23 protein-coding genes are annotated in these 18143 nt (G+C 67.4%); 14 read left to right on the forward strand and 9 right to left on the reverse strand.

Annotated elements, in window-relative coordinates:
• Together phnH and phnG are read right to left on the reverse strand one after the other, a co-directional pair.
• Positions 1-618, reverse strand: coding sequence for a phosphonate C-P lyase system protein PhnH (gene phnH, locus IB258_RS25400; RefSeq protein WP_192353358.1), 618 nt, complete (start codon positions 616-618; stop codon positions 1-3).
• Position 619: 1 nt separating this feature from the next.
• Complete coding sequence (phnG, locus tag IB258_RS25405) at positions 620-1090, reverse strand: phosphonate C-P lyase system protein PhnG (RefSeq protein WP_125470414.1); 471 nt, start codon at positions 1088-1090, stop codon at positions 620-622.
• A gap of 185 nt (positions 1091-1275) precedes the next feature.
• Between phnG and phnF the strand changes: the two genes are divergently transcribed.
• From phnF to phnN, 4 genes are all read left to right on the forward strand, one after another.
• On the forward strand, positions 1276-1998 hold the full coding sequence (gene phnF, locus IB258_RS25410; RefSeq protein ID WP_054451488.1) for a phosphonate metabolism transcriptional regulator PhnF: 723 nt from the start codon (positions 1276-1278) through the stop codon (positions 1996-1998).
• Between the two features lie 103 nt (positions 1999-2101).
• Complete coding sequence (locus IB258_RS25415) at positions 2102-3301, forward strand: alpha-D-ribose 1-methylphosphonate 5-triphosphate diphosphatase (RefSeq protein ID WP_119451063.1); 1200 nt, start codon at positions 2102-2104, stop codon at positions 3299-3301.
• A 2-nt stretch (positions 3302-3303) separates the two neighbouring features.
• The gene (locus IB258_RS25420; RefSeq protein WP_119451062.1) at positions 3304-4047 is read left to right on the forward strand and encodes a DUF1045 domain-containing protein; all 744 of its coding nucleotides are present in this window, start codon (positions 3304-3306) and stop codon (positions 4045-4047) included.
• Complete coding sequence (gene phnN / locus IB258_RS25425; protein ID WP_119451061.1) at positions 4044-4622, forward strand: phosphonate metabolism protein/1,5-bisphosphokinase (PRPP-forming) PhnN; 579 nt, start codon at positions 4044-4046, stop codon at positions 4620-4622. Before IB258_RS25420 ends, phnN begins: the two co-directional genes overlap by 4 nt.
• A 9-nt stretch (positions 4623-4631) precedes the next feature.
• Here the strand turns inward: phnN and IB258_RS25430 are convergent, their stop codons facing one another.
• Entirely contained in the window at positions 4632-5597 is a 966-nt protein-coding gene (locus IB258_RS25430) for a LysR family transcriptional regulator (RefSeq protein WP_192353359.1), read from the reverse strand.
• Positions 5598-5702: 105 nt separating this feature from the next.
• On the opposite strand from IB258_RS25430, the gene IB258_RS25435 reads away from it, so the two are divergent.
• Genes IB258_RS25435 through IB258_RS25445 form a run of 3 tightly spaced genes read left to right on the forward strand, consistent with a single transcriptional unit; the run spans position 5703 to position 9077 of the window.
• The gene (locus tag IB258_RS25435; protein WP_192353360.1) at positions 5703-7538 is read left to right on the forward strand and encodes a gamma-glutamyltransferase family protein; all 1836 of its coding nucleotides are present in this window, start codon (positions 5703-5705) and stop codon (positions 7536-7538) included.
• Between the two features lie 55 nt (positions 7539-7593).
• Positions 7594-8568 (forward strand): tripartite tricarboxylate transporter substrate binding protein, encoded by a 975-nt coding sequence (locus IB258_RS25440; RefSeq protein WP_054451502.1) that lies wholly within the window; start codon positions 7594-7596, stop codon positions 8566-8568.
• Positions 8565-9077: a GAF domain-containing protein gene (locus IB258_RS25445; RefSeq protein WP_054451504.1), complete on the forward strand. Its 513-nt coding sequence runs from the start codon at positions 8565-8567 to the stop codon at positions 9075-9077. The genes IB258_RS25440 and IB258_RS25445 overlap by 4 nt, the downstream gene beginning before the upstream one ends.
• 32 nt (positions 9078-9109) lie before the next feature.
• On the opposite strand, the gene phnE is transcribed toward IB258_RS25445, so the two are convergent.
• The 3 genes from phnE to phnC form a co-directional block, all read right to left on the reverse strand.
• Positions 9110-9904, reverse strand: a complete 795-nt coding sequence (gene phnE / locus IB258_RS25450) for a phosphonate ABC transporter, permease protein PhnE (protein WP_054451506.1) — start codon at positions 9902-9904, stop codon at positions 9110-9112.
• Between the two features lie 81 nt (positions 9905-9985).
• Entirely contained in the window at positions 9986-10966 is a 981-nt protein-coding gene (phnD, locus tag IB258_RS25455; RefSeq protein ID WP_054451508.1) for a phosphonate ABC transporter substrate-binding protein, read from the reverse strand.
• 31 nt (positions 10967-10997) lie between these two features.
• A complete protein-coding gene (gene phnC, locus IB258_RS25460) occupies positions 10998-11834 on the reverse strand; it encodes a phosphonate ABC transporter ATP-binding protein (protein ID WP_175162104.1) in 837 nt (278 codons plus the stop codon).
• Between the two features lie 195 nt (positions 11835-12029).
• On the opposite strand from phnC, the gene IB258_RS25465 reads away from it, so the two are divergent.
• The 5 genes from IB258_RS25465 (at position 12030) to IB258_RS25485 (ending at position 14617) form a co-directional block, all read left to right on the forward strand.
• Positions 12030-12461 (forward strand): GFA family protein, encoded by a 432-nt coding sequence (locus IB258_RS25465; RefSeq protein ID WP_054452219.1) that lies wholly within the window; start codon positions 12030-12032, stop codon positions 12459-12461.
• Between the two features lie 53 nt (positions 12462-12514).
• Positions 12515-12880, forward strand: a complete 366-nt coding sequence (locus IB258_RS25470; protein WP_054451512.1) for a helix-turn-helix transcriptional regulator — start codon at positions 12515-12517, stop codon at positions 12878-12880.
• On the forward strand, positions 12873-13412 hold the full coding sequence (locus IB258_RS25475; RefSeq protein WP_054451513.1) for an SRPBCC family protein: 540 nt from the start codon (positions 12873-12875) through the stop codon (positions 13410-13412). Before IB258_RS25470 ends, IB258_RS25475 begins: the two co-directional genes overlap by 8 nt.
• A gap of 500 nt (positions 13413-13912) precedes the next feature.
• The gene (gene infA / locus IB258_RS25480; RefSeq protein ID WP_013395703.1) at positions 13913-14176 is read left to right on the forward strand and encodes a translation initiation factor IF-1; all 264 of its coding nucleotides are present in this window, start codon (positions 13913-13915) and stop codon (positions 14174-14176) included.
• A gap of 153 nt (positions 14177-14329) precedes the next feature.
• Positions 14330-14617 carry a hypothetical protein gene (locus tag IB258_RS25485; protein ID WP_125473395.1) on the forward strand — a complete coding sequence of 96 codons (288 nt, stop codon included), beginning with the start codon at positions 14330-14332 and terminating at the stop codon, positions 14615-14617.
• Between the two features lie 34 nt (positions 14618-14651).
• On the opposite strand, the gene IB258_RS25490 is transcribed toward IB258_RS25485, so the two are convergent.
• The 3 genes from IB258_RS25490 to mog all read right to left on the reverse strand — a co-directional run bounded on the left by IB258_RS25490 (position 14652) and on the right by mog (position 16559).
• Positions 14652-15521 (reverse strand): peptidoglycan DD-metalloendopeptidase family protein, encoded by an 870-nt coding sequence (locus IB258_RS25490; protein ID WP_054452221.1) that lies wholly within the window; start codon positions 15519-15521, stop codon positions 14652-14654.
• Between the two features lie 5 nt (positions 15522-15526).
• Entirely contained in the window at positions 15527-15865 is a 339-nt protein-coding gene (locus IB258_RS25495; protein ID WP_054451515.1) for a hypothetical protein, read from the reverse strand.
• Positions 15866-15926: 61 nt separating this feature from the next.
• Positions 15927-16559: a molybdopterin adenylyltransferase gene (gene mog, locus IB258_RS25500; RefSeq protein WP_054452223.1), complete on the reverse strand. Its 633-nt coding sequence runs from the start codon at positions 16557-16559 to the stop codon at positions 15927-15929.
• A gap of 280 nt (positions 16560-16839) precedes the next feature.
• On the opposite strand from mog, the gene IB258_RS25505 reads away from it, so the two are divergent.
• Positions 16840-17964 carry a D-alanyl-lipoteichoic acid biosynthesis protein DltD gene (locus IB258_RS25505; RefSeq protein WP_192353361.1) on the forward strand — a complete coding sequence of 375 codons (1125 nt, stop codon included), beginning with the start codon at positions 16840-16842 and terminating at the stop codon, positions 17962-17964.
• A 13-nt stretch (positions 17965-17977) separates the two neighbouring features.
• Positions 17978-18103, forward strand: coding sequence for a hypothetical protein (locus IB258_RS30525; RefSeq protein ID WP_008162923.1), 126 nt, complete (start codon positions 17978-17980; stop codon positions 18101-18103).
• The last annotated feature ends 40 nt before the right edge of the window (positions 18104-18143 follow it).

Below are 18143 nucleotides of genomic sequence, written 5' to 3' on the forward strand. Positions count from 1 at the left end.
TCAGTTCTCCTTGCGCGTGCTGCGCGGCAGTGCGCAGATCCGACGCTCGTGCGTCAGGAACACGTCGACACCGAGCGGAAACCGTTGATGATTGAGACGCCACTCGCGCCAGAAACCCTCGGGCAGCCCTGCCGCATGCAGCAGCTGCTGGCTCTTGATACCCGGGCCGCTGAGGATGGCGGGTTCCCCGCCCGACAGGGATTCGACCTCGATCAGCAAGGTGGTAGACAGATCGGGATAGGCCGGATCGCCCTGGTGGCAAGCCGAAAGCGCCGGCGCCTTGCTGCCAGCCGGCACCGCGGCAAAACGCGCGAGCGAGGGCGATGGCACGATGGGGCAGGCGCAATGAAATCGCAGAAACGCGATCGCGTCCACGCTGACGGTTTCAGGCAGCCAGAGCGGCGTGTCCACGTCCACCAACGTCAGCAGCAGCGCGGTCATGGCAGGCGACAGGCCCGCCGGCACGCCGGTTTCGATCAGGATTTCATGGATGCGGCCCGGGTGGGCCATGGCGTCCAGCGCGGCGCGGAACGTGGCCTGCGCGTCGCCGACGGGATCCGCGAATCCGGGGAGCAGCGCCCGGCCCGAGGCCGCGGCGGCTTGTATCTGTTGCTGCATGTCAGTCCTCGCCTCGCACCATCGTGAAGAATTCCACCTTGGTCTGCGCCGCCACGCGGGCCTGGCGCTCGACCCGTTCGGCATGCAGGCGGGCCAGCGGCTGGATCAGCTGTGCCTGCACCGTGTCATGCCATTCCGGCAGTTGCAGCAAGGCGTCGGCCACGGCGGCCTGCTCGGCATGGCGCTGCGAGCGGCCCTGCACATAAGCCACGCCCACCACGCCATCGCCCATCGTCACCGCGCAACGTGTCACGCTCATTTCGCCCAGGTTGAAGCGGGCCCCAGTGCCGCCGCTGCGGGCGCGCACCATGGCCATGCCGGTTTGCGCGGGGCGCAACGTCTGGTGTTCCGGCTTGCCCGCCAGCGCGCAAAAAGCGCCATCCAGCGCGGCCGGATCGGCCAGCGCCAGCACGCGCATCCAGGCGGCGCGTTGCGCGCCCGCCGCATCCTGCCCTGTCTTGGGGTGATCCATCTTTTTCCTCTAAACGTCTAGACGACCGGATGGAGTATGATCGCTCCGAAATGAAAGTTCAACAGCCTGGCGTGAATTTTTGATGACAGTTGCAGCGCGTCCGCAGCGCCTTTGCGGCCGCCGCCGCATGGTGCACAATCACTGCCATTCTTCATGAAGCTGATGTGACAGCACGAGCACACCCTATGGTCGAAAGAGGTTCCGGCATCGCCGTCTGGCGGCAAATCGGCGAGGCGCTGGCGGACGATATCCGCAACAAGCTCTATGCGGCAGGCGAACAGCTGCCGTCCGAGCCCGAGCTGGCCGCCAAGTTTTCCGTCAACCGCCACACCATCCGCCGCGCGATGGGCGAACTCGAACAGGGCGGCCTGGTCCGCATCGAACAAGGCCGCGGCACCTTCGTCCAGGAACACGCGATCGACTACGCCATCGGCAAGCGCACGCGCTTTTCCGAGAACCTGCGCAGCCAGGGCATGCTGGGCCACCAGGAAGTCCTGGGCAGCCAGAGCCTGCGCGCCGGCGACATCGCCAAGCACCTGGGCCTGACGCGTACCGCGCCGCTGTTGCGCGTGCAGATCGTAGGCAAAGCCGAGAACCGCCCGATCAGCGTCTCGGAACATTTCTTCGACGAAAAGCGCTTCCCCGACTTCGCCGACCGCCTGGCGTCGCTGCGCTCGATCTCCAAGGTCTATGCCCACTATGGCATCGGCGACTACACGCGCAAGTGGTCGCGCATCACCGCCGCCCTGCCCACGCCCGAAATCGCCCGCCTGCTGGGCCAGCCCAAGACCCGCCCCATTCTTCAGGTGGAGGCCTTGAATGTGGACCAGGAAGGCTCGCCGCTGCAATATAGCGTGGCGCGCTTCGTGGGCGACATGGTCCAGCTGATGGTGACGGACGACAGCTGACGCAAGGCCGCCGCCTGCGCGCGCAGGCGGCGCGGAAGACTCCGGCCAACGGATTAACTCATCTAGACATCTGGTTGTAATGCAATCCCGCTAACGTCACGCCATGAACACACACACGCACGCCCCCTCGCCCTTGGCCGGTGTCACAGGCCAACGCATCCTGACGCCGCGCGGCGTCGAACAGGCCAGCCTGCGGTTCCATGGCGGACTGATCGAAGGCTCCGCCGCCGCCGCGCCGCGGGGCGCGCCCTGGTTCGACGCCGGCGATCTGCTGGTGTTGCCCGGCATCGTGGACCTGCACGGCGACGCCTTCGAGCGCGCAGTCATGCCGCGGCCCAGCGTGACCTTTCCGTACGACAGCGCCCTGTTCGACGTGGACCGCCAGCTGCTGGCCAACGGCATCACCACCGAGTTCCATGGCGTGACCCTGTCCTGGGAAGGCGGGCTGCGCGGCGAGGCTTACGCCGAACGCATGTTCGACGCGCTGGAAAGAATGCGCTATCTCATGGGCGCGCGGCACTATGTGCACCTGCGCTTCGAAACCCATCACGTGGGCGGCCTGGATATTGCCCAGCAATGGATACGCGACGGCCGCGTGCGCTTCCTGGCGCTGAACGACCACCTGCCCAGCATGGCGCGCCGCCTGGGCGATGAGCGCAAACTGATGCAGTACGCCAACCGCGCCGAGTGCGACCTCGACGTCTTCCAGGACCGGATCCGCGCCGCCATGGCCGCCGCCGATTCGGTGGCGGACGCCATGCGCGAGCTGACCGGCTGCGCGCAGGAAGCGGGCTTGAAGGTGGCCTCGCACGACGATCCGGACGCCGCCACCCGCCGCTACTACCACCAGCTGGGCTGCGGCGTGGCGGAGTTTCCGCTGACCCGCGAGGCCGCCGGCGTGGCCCGCGACCTGGGCGATTCCGTGGTCTTCGGCGCGCCCAACGTCGTGCGCGGGGGCAGCCACACCGGCGCGCCCAGCGCCACCGAAATGGTCCGCGCGGGCCTGTGCGACATCCTGACGTCCGACTATTACTACCCCGCCCCGCTGGCCGCGGTGATGAAGCTGGCCAACGACGGCGTGCTGCCGCTGGCGCAAGCCTGGGATCTGGTGTCCTTGAATCCGGCCCGCGCCGCCGGCCTGAAGGATCGCGGCGCGCTCGCGCCCGGACTGATCGCCGACGCCATCGTGGTGGATGACCAGGTGCCGGGGCTGCCCCGCGTCTGCGCCGCGATCGTGGGCGGCGAACTGCGTTACGCCACGCGCGCCTTCGACGACAGCCACAGCCAGCGCATGGCGGCCTGACCATGCCCCTCGCCCATCGCTACGCCCTGTACCTGGCGCCCACCGGCCCCTGGCGCGAACACGGCAGCCGCTGGCTGGGCCGTTGCGCCGACACCGGCCTGGCGCTGCCGCCGCGGCCGGGCCAGAACGCGGAAGCGCGCAACTGGACCGAAGCGCCGCGCCACTATGGATTGCACGCCACGCTGAAGCCGCCCTTCCGCCTGAACCCGGGCGCAAGGCCCGAACAGGTCGACGCGGCCGCCCGCCAGTTGGCCGCAGGCGGCACGCCGTTCTCGTTGGAACTGGAATGCGAACCGCTGCGCGGCTTCCTGGCCTGGCGCATCGCTGCGTCCGACACGCAGGGACGCGTGCGGATCCAGGCCCTGGCCGAAGCCGCCGTGCGCGACCTGGATCCCTTGCGCGCGCCGCCCACGCCCGAGGAAACCGCGCGCCGCCAACCGCAATCGCTCAGTCCGGCGCAGCAAACCATGCTGGCGCGCTGGGGCTATCCGTACGTATTCGATACCTACGTCTTCCACATTACGTTGACCGGCAAGCTGCAAGGTGAGGCGCTGTCGCAAGCGCAGGCCGAAATCGCCGCGTTCGCCGATCCCTTGCGCGGGCAGCCCATGGCCGTGCCCGGAGTCAGCGTCTACGTGCAGCCCGCGCCGGGCGCGGACTTCGTCGCGGCGAGGCACTACGGTTTTGATGGTTCCAGCATCGATGCGGCTGGAGCCGGCTATCTGCAAGGACCGGCGGCGGCATGAGCGCCTCGGTTCCCGCCGACGGCGCCAGGCTGATCTACCTGATGGGCGCTTCGGGCAGCGGCAAGGACACCTTGCTGCGCCTGCTGCGCGCCGAGCTGCGCGGCGATGAGCCCGTGCTGGTCGCGCATCGCTACATCACCCGCGACAGCGGCGCCACCGAAGACGCGCTAAGCCTGACCGAAGACGAGTTCGGACGCCGCGCCGCCCTGGGCTGCTTTGCCCTGCGCTGGGCCAGCCACGGCCTGCACTACGGCATCGGCATCGAAATAGACGCCTGGCTGTCATGCGGCGCCGCGGTCATCATCAACGGCTCGCGCGCGCACCTGGAACAGGCGCACTCGCGCTACCCGGCCTTGACCGCCGTGGAAGTCACGGTTGATCCCGGCCAGCTCGTCCGCCGCCTGGCGGGACGCGGGCGGGAAAGCGCGGAACAGATCGCGCAGCGCCTGGCGCGGGCGACGCAGGCATTCCCCGTACCGCCACAATGCCGCTTGCTGCGCGTCAGCAACGATGCCGCCCCGGAAACCGCTGCCGCCGCACTGTTGAACATCGCCCGCAACAAGCTCAACGCCTAGCGCCGCCGTTCAACGCGGGTCGCCCTGGCCCCAGGGCGCGGCGGCGTCTCCGCACAGATCCAGCAGGATCTCCGAAAAGCATTCCTCCGCTGCGAGCGGCTGTTCGCGCTTGCGCCGTATCAGGTTGATCGGCGGCAGTTCCCAGCCGAAGTCCCAGGGCACCAAGCCCAGCTTGCCGCGCTGGCAGAGTTCGCGCGCGATGTCTTCCGGCACCACGGAGATGAGGGTCTCGTTCATCGTCAGCATGCCTTCGATCACGTCGGTGGAGTACGCCTCCAGCACCGGCGATGGCGGCTGCAATTCGGCGCGGATGAAATGCTCCACGATCAGTTGCCGCGTCGGCGTGTTGGCCGCCGGCAGCACCCAGTCCATCGCCGCCACAGCGGCCCAGTCCGGCTTGCGCCGCGCCAGCCGCTGCGCAAGCCGGCCATGCGCGATCAGGCGCGGCCGCTGGCGGTACAGCACGCGGTGGATCAGATCCTCCGGCGCCACGGTCGAGGTGGCGCGGCTGATGATGCAGTCCAGTTCGTGCCGGCGCAGCATGGGCACCAGATGGTCGGTGGTGGCGCGGTGCAGGCTGAGCGTCACGCCGTGGCGCTGGTGCAGGCGGCTGATGGCCGCCGTCAGCAAGGCGCTGGACACGTAGGGCACCACGCCCACCTGCAGATGCGCGGAACGGCCGGCGTGCAGGGCCTCGACCTCGCGCGCCCACAGGTCCAGGTCGCTGAGCATGTGGCGCGCGCGCACCAGGGCCAGGTCGCCCAGCGGCGTGGGTTGCAGGCCGCGACCGGTGCGCGTGAACAGCGGCGCGCCGAAGATGCCCTCGATCTCCGTGAGCGCCTTGGTGACGGCGGGCTGGCTGATGCCGGCCGCGGCGGCCACGCGCGTGAGCGAGCCGTGCCTGGCGATTTCGATCAGCAGCGCCAGGTGGCGATGCTTGAGACGGTTGGCGAGACGGGCGGCATCCCAGGTCACGATCTTTCCTATAACCAATTGGATATTCAATTATGCCAACAAAGGAAAAATCAGTTATTTCATGACCCTATACTGCAAGCATCCCCTGCTGCCCGGACCGGCCTCATGAGCGCATCCTTCACCACCCGCCCCGAAATACGCGGCACTTTCGGCGTGGTCTCTTCCACCCATTGGCTGGCCTCGCAAGTGGCCATGAGCGTGCTGGAGCGCGGCGGCAATGCCTATGACGCGGCGGTCGCGGGCGGCTTCACCCTGCAGATCGTGGAACCGCACCTGAACGGTCCGGGCGGCGAAGTGCCCATCCTGCTCTGGAGCGAACGAGAACAGCGCATGCGCGCGCTCTGCGGCCAGGGCCCCGCGCCCGCGCTGGCCACGCCCGCCTATTTCCGCGGCCTGGGCCTGGACCTGGTGCCCGGCATCGGCCTGCTGCCCGCCACGGTGCCCGGCGCCTTCGGCGCCTGGCTGACCCTGCTGCGCGACTACGGCACCTGGGAACTGGCCGATGTGCTGCGCCCGGCGATCGACTATGCGCGCAACGGCTTTCCGCTGGTGCCGCGCATTTCGCAGGCCATTCTGGCGGTGCAGGCGCTGTTCCGCGACGAATGGACCAGTTCGCGCGAGGTCTGGCTGCCGAACGGCCGCGTACCTGCGCCCGATGCGCTGTTCCGCACGCCCGCCATCGCCGCCACCTATACCCGCATCCTGGACGAGGCGCACGCCCGCAGCACCGACCGGCGCGGCCGCATCGACGCTGCGCTGGAGGTCTGGTACCGCGGTTTCGTGGCCGACGCGATCGACGACTATTACACGCAGGCCGAGGTACGCGATACCACGGGCCAGCGCAACCGCGGCCTGCTGCGCAAATCCGATCTGGCCGATTGGCGCGCCACCTACGACGAGCCTCTGACTGTCCAATACGGCCGCTACACCGTGGCCAAGTGCGGGGTCTGGTCGCAAGGCCCGGTCCACCTGCAGCAACTGGCGATACTGCGGCACCTGGGCCTGGACGGGCTGGAGCCGACCTCGCCGCAATTCGTGCACTACGTGGCCGAGGCGGCCAAGCTGGCCTTCGCCGACCGCACCGCCTGGTACGGCGACCCTGCCTGCACGCAGGTGCCGCTGGCCGCTTTGCTCAGCGATGAGTACGCCCGCTCCCGCGCGGCAGGCATCGGCGCGCACGCTTCGTCCGAGTTCCTGCCGGGCAGCCCAGGCGGCCAGACACCGCGCCTGCCCGACCTGGACGCAGCCGTGCGCACCCTGGCTGCCTCCGACACCCGCTTCGGCGTGGGCGAACCGACCTTCGCCGCACTGCCGCCGGTAGCCGAATGGGCGGCGCGCGAGATCTTCGTGGGCGATACCTGCCAGATCGACGTCATCGACCGCGACGGCAATATGGTGGCCGCCACGCCGTCGGGCGGCTGGCTGTCGTCCAGCCCCGTCGTGCCCGACCTGGGCTTCCCGCTGACCACGCGCCTGCAGATGACCTGGCTGGACGAAGGCGTGCCGGGCCAACTGCAACCGGGCAAGCGTCCCTGCACCACGCTGTCGCCCGGCCTCGCGCTGCGCGACGGGCAGCCTTACATGGCATTCGGCACGCCGGGCGGCGACCAGCAGGACCAATGGACGGTGGCATTCTTCCTGCGCCATGTCATGGGCATGAATCTGCAGGAGGCGATCGAAGCGCCCTCCTGGCATATCGATCACTTCCCGGGCTCGTTCTGGCCGCGCAGCCTTACCTTGAACCGGCTGACCGTGGAATCGCGCATGCCGGCCGCCACGCTGGAGGCGCTGCGCGCGGCGGGCCACGAGGTCAAGGTGGGGCCGGACTGGTCCGAAGGCCGCATCAGCGCCTGCACCCGCGAGCCTGCCGCGGGCGGCGGCCTGCTGCTGCGCGCCGGCGCCAACCCGCGCGGCATGCAGGGCTATGCCGCCGGCCGCTGAACCTGTTTCATTCAACCGGCATGCAGACCGGATATCAAGCAAAGGGGTAAACACCATGAAACTGCAATTCAAACGACTGCTGCGCTCGTTCGCGCTGGGGTTGGCGCTGGCCGCGCCCGCGCTCACCCACGCCGCGTGGCCCGAAAAACCCATCACGCTGATCGTGCCGTGGGCTGCGGGCGGCTCTACCGACATCCTGGCGCGCGTGCTGTCCGAAGGATTGACCCAGTCGCTGGGCCAGCCCGTCATCGTGGAAAACCGCTCGGGCGCGTCCGGCAACATCGGCACCACCTTCGTGGCGCGCGCCAAGCCGGACGGCTACACCTTGCTGGTGGGCTCGATGAGCACGCACACGATGAACCAGGCGCTCTACTCCAGCATGCCGTTCGACGGAGTGAAGGACTTCACGCCCATCGCCGAGCTCGCGCTGGTCACCAACACCCTGGTGGTGAACCCGTCGGTCCCCGCGTCCAACGTGAAGGAGTTCATCGCCTACCTGAAGGCCAATCCCGGCACCGTGGCCTATGCCTCCGCCGGCCAGGGCTCCACCAACCATCTGAGCGCCGCGCTGTTCGAGAAGGCCGCCGGCGTGAAAATGATGCACATCCCCTATCGCGGCGGCGCGCCCGCGGTGCTGGACACCGTGGCCGGCCGCACGCAGGTGCTGTTCAGCGCCGGCACGCAGACCCTGCCGCATGTGCAGAACAACAAGCTGAAGCTGCTGGCCGTCACCGAGGAAGCGCGTTCGCCGCTGTTGCCCGAGGTGCCCACGGTAGCCGAGACCTTGCCGGGCTACGAGCTGTCGGTCTGGTACGGCGCCTTCGGCCCGGCAGGCATGCCGCCCGAACTGACCGCACGCCTGAACCGCGAGATCAACCTGATCCTCAAGCGTCCCGAAGTCATCAAGAAAATGGGCGACATGGGCGTGCTGCTGACCGAGACCACGCCGGAGCAATTCGGCCAGATCCTGGCGCGCGACGCCGACAAGTACGGCAAGCTGATCAAAGAACTGGGAATCACCGCCGAATGACCGTGAGCATCCAATCCACCGCGCCGGCGCAGGCCGGCGTGGCCGCCATCGCCCGGGCCTACGCGGCCGCCGATCCGGTCGCGGCCTTGCGCGCCATCGACGCCCATGCGCACGCCGCGCTGGCGCACACGCTGTGCACGGTCAACCGCTATGACGCGCAGGCCATGCGGGTGCTGCGGCTGTATAGCTCCAACCCCGAGGCCTATCCGCCCGGCGGCAGCAAGGACAAGAGCGGCACCGCCTGGGGCCGCCACGTCCTGCTCGAGCAAAAGCTGTTCGTCGGCGAAGGCGAGGACGCGATCCGCGAATTCTTCGACGACCATGACGCGATCCAGCGTCTGGGCCTGCGCTCGGTCATCAATGTGCCGGTGGTGTACGGCGGGGTCTGCCTGGGCACCGTCAACTTCCTGATGCCGCGCGCGGCGGTTTCGGATGCCGATGTGCAGGCCGCGCAGCTGGCGGGCCTGCTGGCGCTGCCTGCGTTCCAGGCGCTGCTTCCGCAGGCCTGAGGCCGCGGGGCCCGCCCGGGCCCCGCGCATGCTCAGATGAGCGCGCGCCGGATGCGCGCCGACGCCATGTCGATGATGACCACGAAAGCCACGATGATGATCATCACGGCGCAGGTTTCGGCGTAGCGGAAACTGCGGATGATCTCCCACAGCACGGTGCCGATGCCGCCCGCGCCGACGATGCCGACCACCGAGGCCGAACGCACGTTGGATTCGAAGCGGTACAGCGAATACGAGATCCACAGCGGCAGCACCTGCGGAATCACGCCGTAGACGATTTCCTCCAGCGCGTTCGCGCCGGTGGCGCGCACGCCTTCCACCGGACGCGGATCGATGGCCTCGACGGCTTCCGAGAACAGCTTGGCCAGCACGCCGGTGGTGTGCACCCACAGCGCCAGCACGCCGGCGAACGGGCCCAGCCCGACCGCCACGATGAACAGCATGGCGAACACCATTTCGTTGATGGCGCGGCACGCGTCCATCAGGCGTCGCATGGGCTGGTACACCCAGGCCGGCACCATGTTCGACGAGCACAGCAGCCCCAGCGGCACGGCGACCACGATGGCCAGGAAGGTGCCCCAGACCGCGATCTGCACGGTGACGATCATCTCGTCCAGGTACATGCGCCAGTCGCGGAAATTGGGCGGAAAGAAGTCGGCGGCGAACTGGGCCATATTGCCCGAATCGCGCAGCAGGTCCAGGGGCCGCATGTCGGCGCCCTTCCACGACATGACCAGCAACGCCAGCACGACGGCCCATACGAGCAGGACTGGCAGCGAGGAGCGCGGCGCGGCGGAAAGGCGGGAGGTCTGCATGGCTACGTTCATAGAAAAGGCGATCCGCTAGTTGGGTTTCAGTTGCGGGCAAGCCGGCGCGCCCCGCGGTGCGCCGGCTTGCCGCTTGCAGGCTTATTGCTTGGCGGCTGGCTGGCCCAGGCTGGCCAGCTTGCTGTCCAGCTCGGCCAGCTGTTTCTGCTTTTCGGCCTGGCCCAGCGTGGCGTCGGCTTCGACCTTGGCTTTCTCGCGCGCCAGTTCGATCTGGCGGATCGGCACCAGCTGCTGGTTGTCGGAGGCGCGGAAGCCCTGGTAGGTCAGCGCCTTCAGGTTGGCCAATTCGCGCTCGGCGTCCTTGCCCTTGCCATAGTTGACGAAGAAGTCGCGGATGCGGACCTTCAGGTCTGCCGGCAGGTCGGTGCGCATGACCAGCGGATCGGCGGGGATCAGCGGCGACTTCCACAGCACGCGCACGCTGTCGTTTGCATCCTTGCCCGTGTTCAGGCGATAGCGCTCCAGCGCCTCGGTGTTGTTGACGGCCACGTCGACCTGCTTGTTGATGACCGACAGCAGATTGGTTTCGTGGTTGCTGGCGCGCACCGTCTTGAAGAAGGTCTTGGGTTCGATCTTGTTGGCGGCCCACAGGTAGTAGCCGGGCACAGCCGTACCCGAGGTCGAATTGGGATCGCCCGCGCCGTAGCTCAGCGTGCCGCCGCGCTTGAGCACGTCGTCCAGGGTCTTCAGGTTGCTGTCCTTGTTGACGATCAGCAGCGACCAGTAGCCGGGGTTGCCGTCCTTATCGATGACGGAGGCGAACACCTCGCCCTTGGCGCGGTCCACCGCCTCGATTGCGGACTTGTTGCCGAACCAGCCCATCTGCACCTTGTTGAAGCGCATGCCTTCGATGATGCCGGCATAGTCGGACGCGAAGAAGGGCTTGACCGGTACGCCGATCGCGCGGCTCAGGTCGTCGATGACCGGCTGCCATACGGACTTCAGGTTGGTCGACGATTCCGTCGAGATGATGCCGAAGTTCAGGGTCTTGGCGTCTTGCGCGTAGGCCTGCGCGGACAGGGCCGCGGCGGCGATCAGGGTGACAAAGGTTCTGCGTAGCATGGAAGGCTCCGGGGGGAAATGGGTCGGGATATCAGGCGGCTTGCGCCAGGCGGGACAGCGGCGCCATGCCGGGCATGGCCGGCGCTTGCGGCGCATATTCGGGAAGGAGTTCGCTCAATTCGGAGCCATACAGGTCGCTCAGCATCGAAGGCGTGAGCGCGGCGGAGGGGCCGTCATAGACGACCTTGCCATGGCGCAGCGCCACCACCCGCGGGCAGTAGCGCAGGGCCACGTCCACCTGGTGCAGCGACACCACTACGGCCACCTTGCGGCCGCGGTTGATCTGGGCCAGCGTGTCCATCACGCGGCGCGAGGATTCCGGATCCAGCGAGGCGATGGGTTCGTCGGCCAGGATGACGCGGGCGTTCTGCACCAGCGTGCGGGCGATGGCCGCGCGCTGCTGCTGGCCGCCGGACAGCGTCGAGGCGCGCTGAAATGCGTAGTCGTCTATACCAACCTGGGCAAGCGCTTCGAGGCCTTGCTGCACTTCGCCGCGCAGGAACCAGCGCGTCAGGCTGCGCCACAACGGCACGCGCGGCAGCAGCCCGGTCAGCACGTTGGTGATGACCGGCAGGCGACCGACCAGATTGAATTGCTGGAACACGAAACCGATGCCGGCGCGCGCGGAGCGCACGTCGCGGCTCAGGCGGCCATCGCGCTGGATCATGCGGCCGTTTACGGCCACGCTGCCCGAGTCGCCGGCCACGAAACCCGACAGATGGCGCAGCAGCGTCGACTTGCCCGAACCCGAGGCGCCGAGCAAGGCCACCATCTCGCCGTCGGCCACTTGCAGGTTCACGCCGTCCAGCGCCTTGGCGCCGGCGTGGAAGCTCTTGCTGAGCCCTTGTACTTCGATGGCGTAGGTCATCGTTGAATCCCCTTGGATGTGTTCATGGCGGCATTCTGTTTTCACGGCATGACAGCACGATGACCTGGGAATCGATTCATTTGGCTGAAAATAGGGACACTGGAACGATCTGAAAGACGTTCGTCACAAAGGCCGTCTCCAGCCCGGCGCGCCGCAGGTATATTGGGGATATTCCCCACCAGCCTGGCGTTCATCATGATCAAAGGTTCCTGCCTGTGCAGCCGCGTCGCCTACGAGATCACGGGTCCGCTCACCGACGCCCTCAACTGCCATTGCACGATCTGCCGCAAGGCGCATGGCGCGGCATTCCGCAGCCGGGCGACGGTCCAGGTCAAGGACTTCGCCTGGACCCGCGGAGAAAACCACGTCACCTGGTACTGCTCGTCCCCGGGCAGCTACCGCGGCTTTTGCGAAGCCTGCGGCACGCCCCTCCTGACCCGCTTCGACCAGACGCCGGACGTCTACGGCCTGCCTCTAGGTCCGCTGGACGACGACCCGGGCATCAAGCCGGCAGCCCACTGCCACGTGGCCAGCAAGGCGCCCTGGTTCGACATCACCGACGGCCTGCCGCAGTACCCCGATGCGTATGGGGCGATGGAAGAAGACCATCCGCAGGCGGTTACATAAAAATTCAACCGAGTAGTTGAATTTTTTGGCGAGGCCAGACTATATTCAACCTCATGGTTGAATCTATTCCCTCCCCCGTCCTCGATGCCGTCTTTCGCGCGCTGGCCGACCCCACGCGCCGCGACATGCTGCGCAGCCTGGCCGGTGGCGAGCAGACCATCGGCGAACTGGCGGCGCCCCACAGCATGAGTTTCGCGGGCGCCTCCAAGCATGTGCAGGCCCTGGAACGCGCCGGTCTGGTGCGGCGCTCCATCCGCGGCCGCACGCACGTATGCAGCCTCAATCCCGAACCCATGGCCGAGGCCATGCAGTGGCTGCGCTTCTATGAGCAATTCTGGTCGGGCAAGCTGGGCGCGCTGGAAGCCGCGCTCGCCGCCAGCCGGTCCCCGGCCGCGTCTTCTGGAGAACCACATGAGTGATCACGGCGTCGTTCTGGACCCCACCTCCATCCGCTTCACGCGGATACTGCCCGCCAGCGTCGACGAGGTCTGGGCTTTTCTCACCGAATCCGAAAAACGCGGGCGCTGGCTGGCATCCGGCGACATGGAACTGCGCGAAGGCGGCGGCGTGACGCTGCGCTTCGTGCATGCGGACCTGTCCTCGGTGGCAGAACCGGTGCCTGACGCCTACAAGCCGTACGAAGGCGGCGTCACCACGCAAGGCGTCATCACCCGCTGCGAACCGCCGCATTTGCTGGCTTTCACCTGGGGCGGCTCCCCCGGCCATCCTTCCGAGGTCACCTTCGAGCTGTCGCCTCAGGGCGAGGAAACGCGCCTGGTGCTGACCCACCGCAAGCTGTCCTCGCGTGACGGCATGGTGGACGTGGCTGGCGGCTGGCATGTGCACCTGGGCGTGCTCGAAGCCCGCCTGGCCGGCCGTGCCCCCGGTCCGTTCTGGTCCGTGCTTAACCGGGTGGAAGCCGAATACCGTGAACGGATCCCGGCTCGCTAGAGTCGTTGAACAGCAACTATCGCAGCGCGGCTACAGATAAATACTGGCTAAATATTGCGCTTTGCAGTACCATAAGTCCGTGATTTTTCCGCAAAAACCGGGCTTCGGTCACTCTGCGTGCCAACCTGTACCGCCTGCGGGCAATGCTCCGGGGCAACCCGGGACGTGCCTGATTTTTCCGGAAAAACCCCTCCGCCACCGGGCGCGCCTCCACCTCCATAGTTGCGCGGCCTGGCAGCACAAGCTCCACCCCGCTTCTTCCGGCGATTTGCGCAAAACGCGCCGCCGCGACCAAGCCGCGCACCGCGCGCACACTGCCCACGCGGCGCGAGTATCCGTCATTTCAGACATCCGCTTCGGATGCCGTGGCCCTTACCCGCGCTTGCCCGGACGTTTTACGTTCAAACCGCTGGACCCGCCCGTTCGGGTCCGACGCGCTTGCCGCCTCGCGCGGCGCGCCATGCCGTCGGTATGGCTGCGCGTTTTGATAGGAGAAAAGAATGGCTAAAGAAGAACTCATCGAACTGGACGGCATCGTTGACGAAGTGCTGCCCGATAGCCGCTACCGTGTGAAGCTGGACAACGGCATCGAAGTCGGCGCCTACGCCTCCGGCCGCATCCGCAAGCACCGCATCCGCATCCTGGCCGGCGACCGCGTCACCCTGGAAATGTCGCCGTATGACCTGACCAAGGGCCGCATCAACTTCCGCCACAAGGACGAGCGCGGTCCCGCGCCGCAGCGTCCCCAGCAATTCCGCCGCTAAGCCAGGGCGACAGGGCCGGCCCTGCGCCGGCTCCCTTTTTCGCGCCAGCCTTAAACCTGGGCCGCGCGATGCCGTAATGCGTGGAGCGCCCGTTCATGAAAGAATGGCGCCCTCTGCCCGGCGCGACGCCCGGCAGGATGAGCATGAAGCAAGATGGACCTGACACAAGATCTGCAAGCCGCCGCTGACCAGCTTGCCCTGGCGCGAAGAAAATTCGTCAAGGGCGAGGAAGGCCTGCGCCTGCTGCATCAGTCGCGCGAGGCCTTCATCAACAGCCTGCGCAATACCGGCCTGACCTACGCCGAGGCCAAGACCAAGTACGACAACTGCCTGGACGAGCAGGAAGCCGAGCAGTTCGAAGTGCGGCAGCAGATGGACTATGCCGAGCGCGTGCATCAGCACGTGCTGCAACTGATCGCGCAGCAGGCCGCAACGGCCTGAGGGCGCGGGTCCGCGCCCCCATCCCGGGACAGGATCAGGGCTTGAACGCCCCGATGAAGATGGCCGGATCGACGCGCGCGTCGTTCAGGCTGACGTTCCAGTGCAGGTGCGGGCCGGTGGCGCGGCCGGTGGCGCCCACCTTGCCCACCAATCCGCCGCGCGGCACTTCGTCGCCGACCTTCACGTCGATCGCCGACATGTGGCAGAACATGCTGACGAAGCCCTGGCCATGGTCCAGGAACACCGTCTTGCCATTGAAGAAGTAATCCCCCACCAGCACGACCACGCCAGCGGCCGGCGCCTTGATCGGCGTGCCCGAGGGCACTGCGAAATCCAGGCCCGAATGCGGATTGCGCTCTTCGCCATTGAAGAAGCGGCGCAGGCCGAAGGGACTGGACAGGCGGCCGCCGTTCACCGGGCGATCCAGCAGCAGGTTGCTGGGCGTGATGCCAGCGCGGTAGGCGCGGTTGGCGGCGGCCTGCTCGGCCTGCTCGCGTTCGATGCGCTTCATGTCGTCCGGATCCGGATTGACCTGGCGCGGATTCTTCAGCGTGATGTGCTGGGCCTTGTATTCCTTGGCGCCGACCTTGAAGGACACTGAACGCTTGCCTTGCGCGTCCTTGATATCCACCTGCTGCTCGCCCGGCTTCACGCTGAGCGGGATGCCGACCACGGCGATCCACTGCTTGCCCTCTTCACGCACGACCAGCACGCGCCGGCCCAGGAAGCTGACCTCGGGCGCGCGTTCGGCATTGCCCAGGCCCAGGACGGCGACGCCGCCAGGCACGGGAACGTTTAGCTTGCGGCTGATGAAACCGCTCTGCTGCTGCGCGCGGGCCGGCAGGCCCAGGCAAAGGGCGGCCGCGGCCAGGCCCAGCCGCAGGACGTCGCGACGATGCTGCATGGCGTTCACAGGCACAGGTTGGCGGGCTCGATGATGCTTTGGTCGCGGCGGGCGATGCGCGTGGACAGGCGCGCTTCGGTCTTGCCCTTCCAGTGCGTGGTCGTCAGCACGGCTTCGACACCCAGGCTGTCCTCCTGGATCAATTCAAAGCCGTTGCGCACCGCCTTCTGCTGGAAATTGATGCCCAGGTTCTTCCAGGATTCGGCGACGCAGGCCGTGTAGTCCTCGGGCGTACGTTGGGTGGAACCGTAGAAGACCGGATCGCGGTCGCGCACGTCTTTGACGTTGGCGCAGGCCGACAAGGCTGCCAGGACAGTAAGGGACAAAGCGGTGCGGACCTTCATGGCGATGGAACTCTCGAGCGGTTGGAGGTGGATGGGGCGGCCAATATAACGCAGCGCCAGGTCAAGCCTGCGGCGCGCGCCGGGCCGATTTGGGGCGGAAGGCCGCGATGACTTCCGGCCGGGTTTCGGCGTATGGGCCGCCGATAAGATCGATGCAATAGGGAATGGCGGCGAAGATCCCCGGCACCAGCACGGCGCCGTCCTCGCCCTTCAGTCCTTCCAGCGTTTCGCGGATGGATTTCGGCTGGCCGGGCAGGTTCACGATCAGGGCGGCGTGCGCGGGCGTTTCCCGGATGACCGCCACCTGGCGCGACAGGATGGCCGTGGGCACGAAGCGCAGGCTGATCTGGCGCATCTGTTCGCCGAAGCCGGGCATTTCCTTGGTGCCGACGGCGAGCGTGGCCTCGGGCGTGACGTCGCGGCGCGCCGGGCCGGTGCCGCCGGTGGTCAGGACCAGGTCGCAGCCGCAGCCGTCCACCAGTTCGATCAGCGTCTGGGAAATGCGTGCGGGTTCGTCGGGGATCAGGCGGTCCACCGCCTGCCAGGGCGAGGCCAGGGCGCCGCCCAGCCATTCGCGCAGCGCGGGCAGCCCCAGGTCCTGATAGGTGCCGCTGGAGGCGCGATCGGAAACGGACACCAGGCCCACGATCAGTTCGTCGGGGTGCTTGCGGGCGATACGGGTAGTGGCGGTCATGGGCTGCGCAATCTTGGTAAGAAACTGTCGGGCGGCGCGGATGCGGCCGTGGGCGAGGTCAATCATGGAAATCCAGAAGAGGCCCGCCAGAGCGATGCTATCGCATTCCTTCCCTGCGGGAATCGCGTCAGCAGGCAGCGCGCCGGCGGCGGCCCCTGTCGCAAAAAGGCGAATCGGCTTTGGCCCCGCTTTCCCGCGCTTGTTCCGGACATGTCCGCTCGATAACATCCGCTAACAAACCTATCCCAATAAAGAGGGCCCCGAGCGGCATTGGTTCCCCATGTTCAAACGCACACTACGGCAGCATGCGCTGGCGGCGGCGCTGGCCCTGGCCGCGGCGGCGGCCGCCGGATGGGGCGCCCTGCACTCCCTGGCGCTGAAGACGGAACCCGTGCCGGCGGCCGCTCCGGGCATCTACATCCCCAACCTGGGCAATACGCTGGAGGAACAGACGCGCAACCTGTCCCGCATGAGCCAGGCCTTGCGCACGGGCGACAGGCTGGTGATCCTGGGTTCGTCGGAGCTGACCAGCAACGACCTGCGCTTCGTGCCGTACCGCTACCTGGCCGACGAATTGCAGATGCCGGTGCTGGCCTATGGCCATTCGGGATTCCAGTCTCTGGGCATGCAGCTGGTGCTGGCGGCGATGGCCGAGGACCTGTCGCCGGCCTCGCGCGTGGTGGTGATGCTGTCGCCGGGCTGGTTTGACGGTGACGGCGGGCTGGGTCCGGACGAATTCAAGGAACACGCCAATCCGCTGCTGCCCCGCCTGCTGCGGCAGCCCGAGGGCCGGGCGGAGGTGGTCCGCTGGCTGCAGGCCAAGGGCGACGCGGGCGTCGCCTGGTCCATGGCGGCCGAGCAGGCCTACGTCTTCCGCCAGCGGCTGGTCAACCTGTGGGCGCCCGTCCACGCAGCGCCTGCCCCCGAGCGCGAACGCGAGGGGCCGCCCGCGGCCGCCCGGGTGGTGGACTGGGAGGCGCTGGCTGCCGAAGCCCAGGGCGCAGAACAGGCCCTGATGGGCGGCAACCGCTACGCCGTGCGCGATGAATTCTTCAATAAATACCTGCGCAGCATTCCCGAGGGCGGCAAGACTGCCTATCTGCCCCAGCCGCTGACCGGCCGGGACGAGCTACGCGAACTGGACGCGCTGATGGCGCTGCTGCGGGAGCGCGGCGTCAATGCCCTGTTCGTCATGCAGCCGCTGCATCCGCTGGTGTTCAAGGACCTGGACCGCTTCGGGCCGGTGCAGCGGGAAGTCGCGGCGCTGTGCCAGCGCTATGCCATGCGCTGCATGGACATGTACAGCGCCCCCTTCGAGGTGGGGATGCTGCGGGACGTACAGCACCTGGGGGAACTGGGCTGGCTGCGCGTGAACCAGAAGATCGCTGAAGTGTTCTACCCATGAAGGATGGCCGGCAATGAAACGAACCCTGTGGCTGTGCCTGCTCTACCTGGGCGTCCTGGCGGTGATGGTGATCCAGGCGGATACCTCGGCGAACCTGGGCAAACCGATGGAAATCGAGTTCCAGTATTCGAAATTCTGACCCCGGGCGGGGTCAGCTGGCCGCACTTGGTAGCCGCAAG

Origin of the sequence: Achromobacter sp. ACM02 (assembly GCF_014851605.1) — a bacterium.
Taxonomy (GTDB): Bacteria; Pseudomonadota; Gammaproteobacteria; order Burkholderiales; family Burkholderiaceae_B; genus Achromobacter; species Achromobacter aegrifaciens.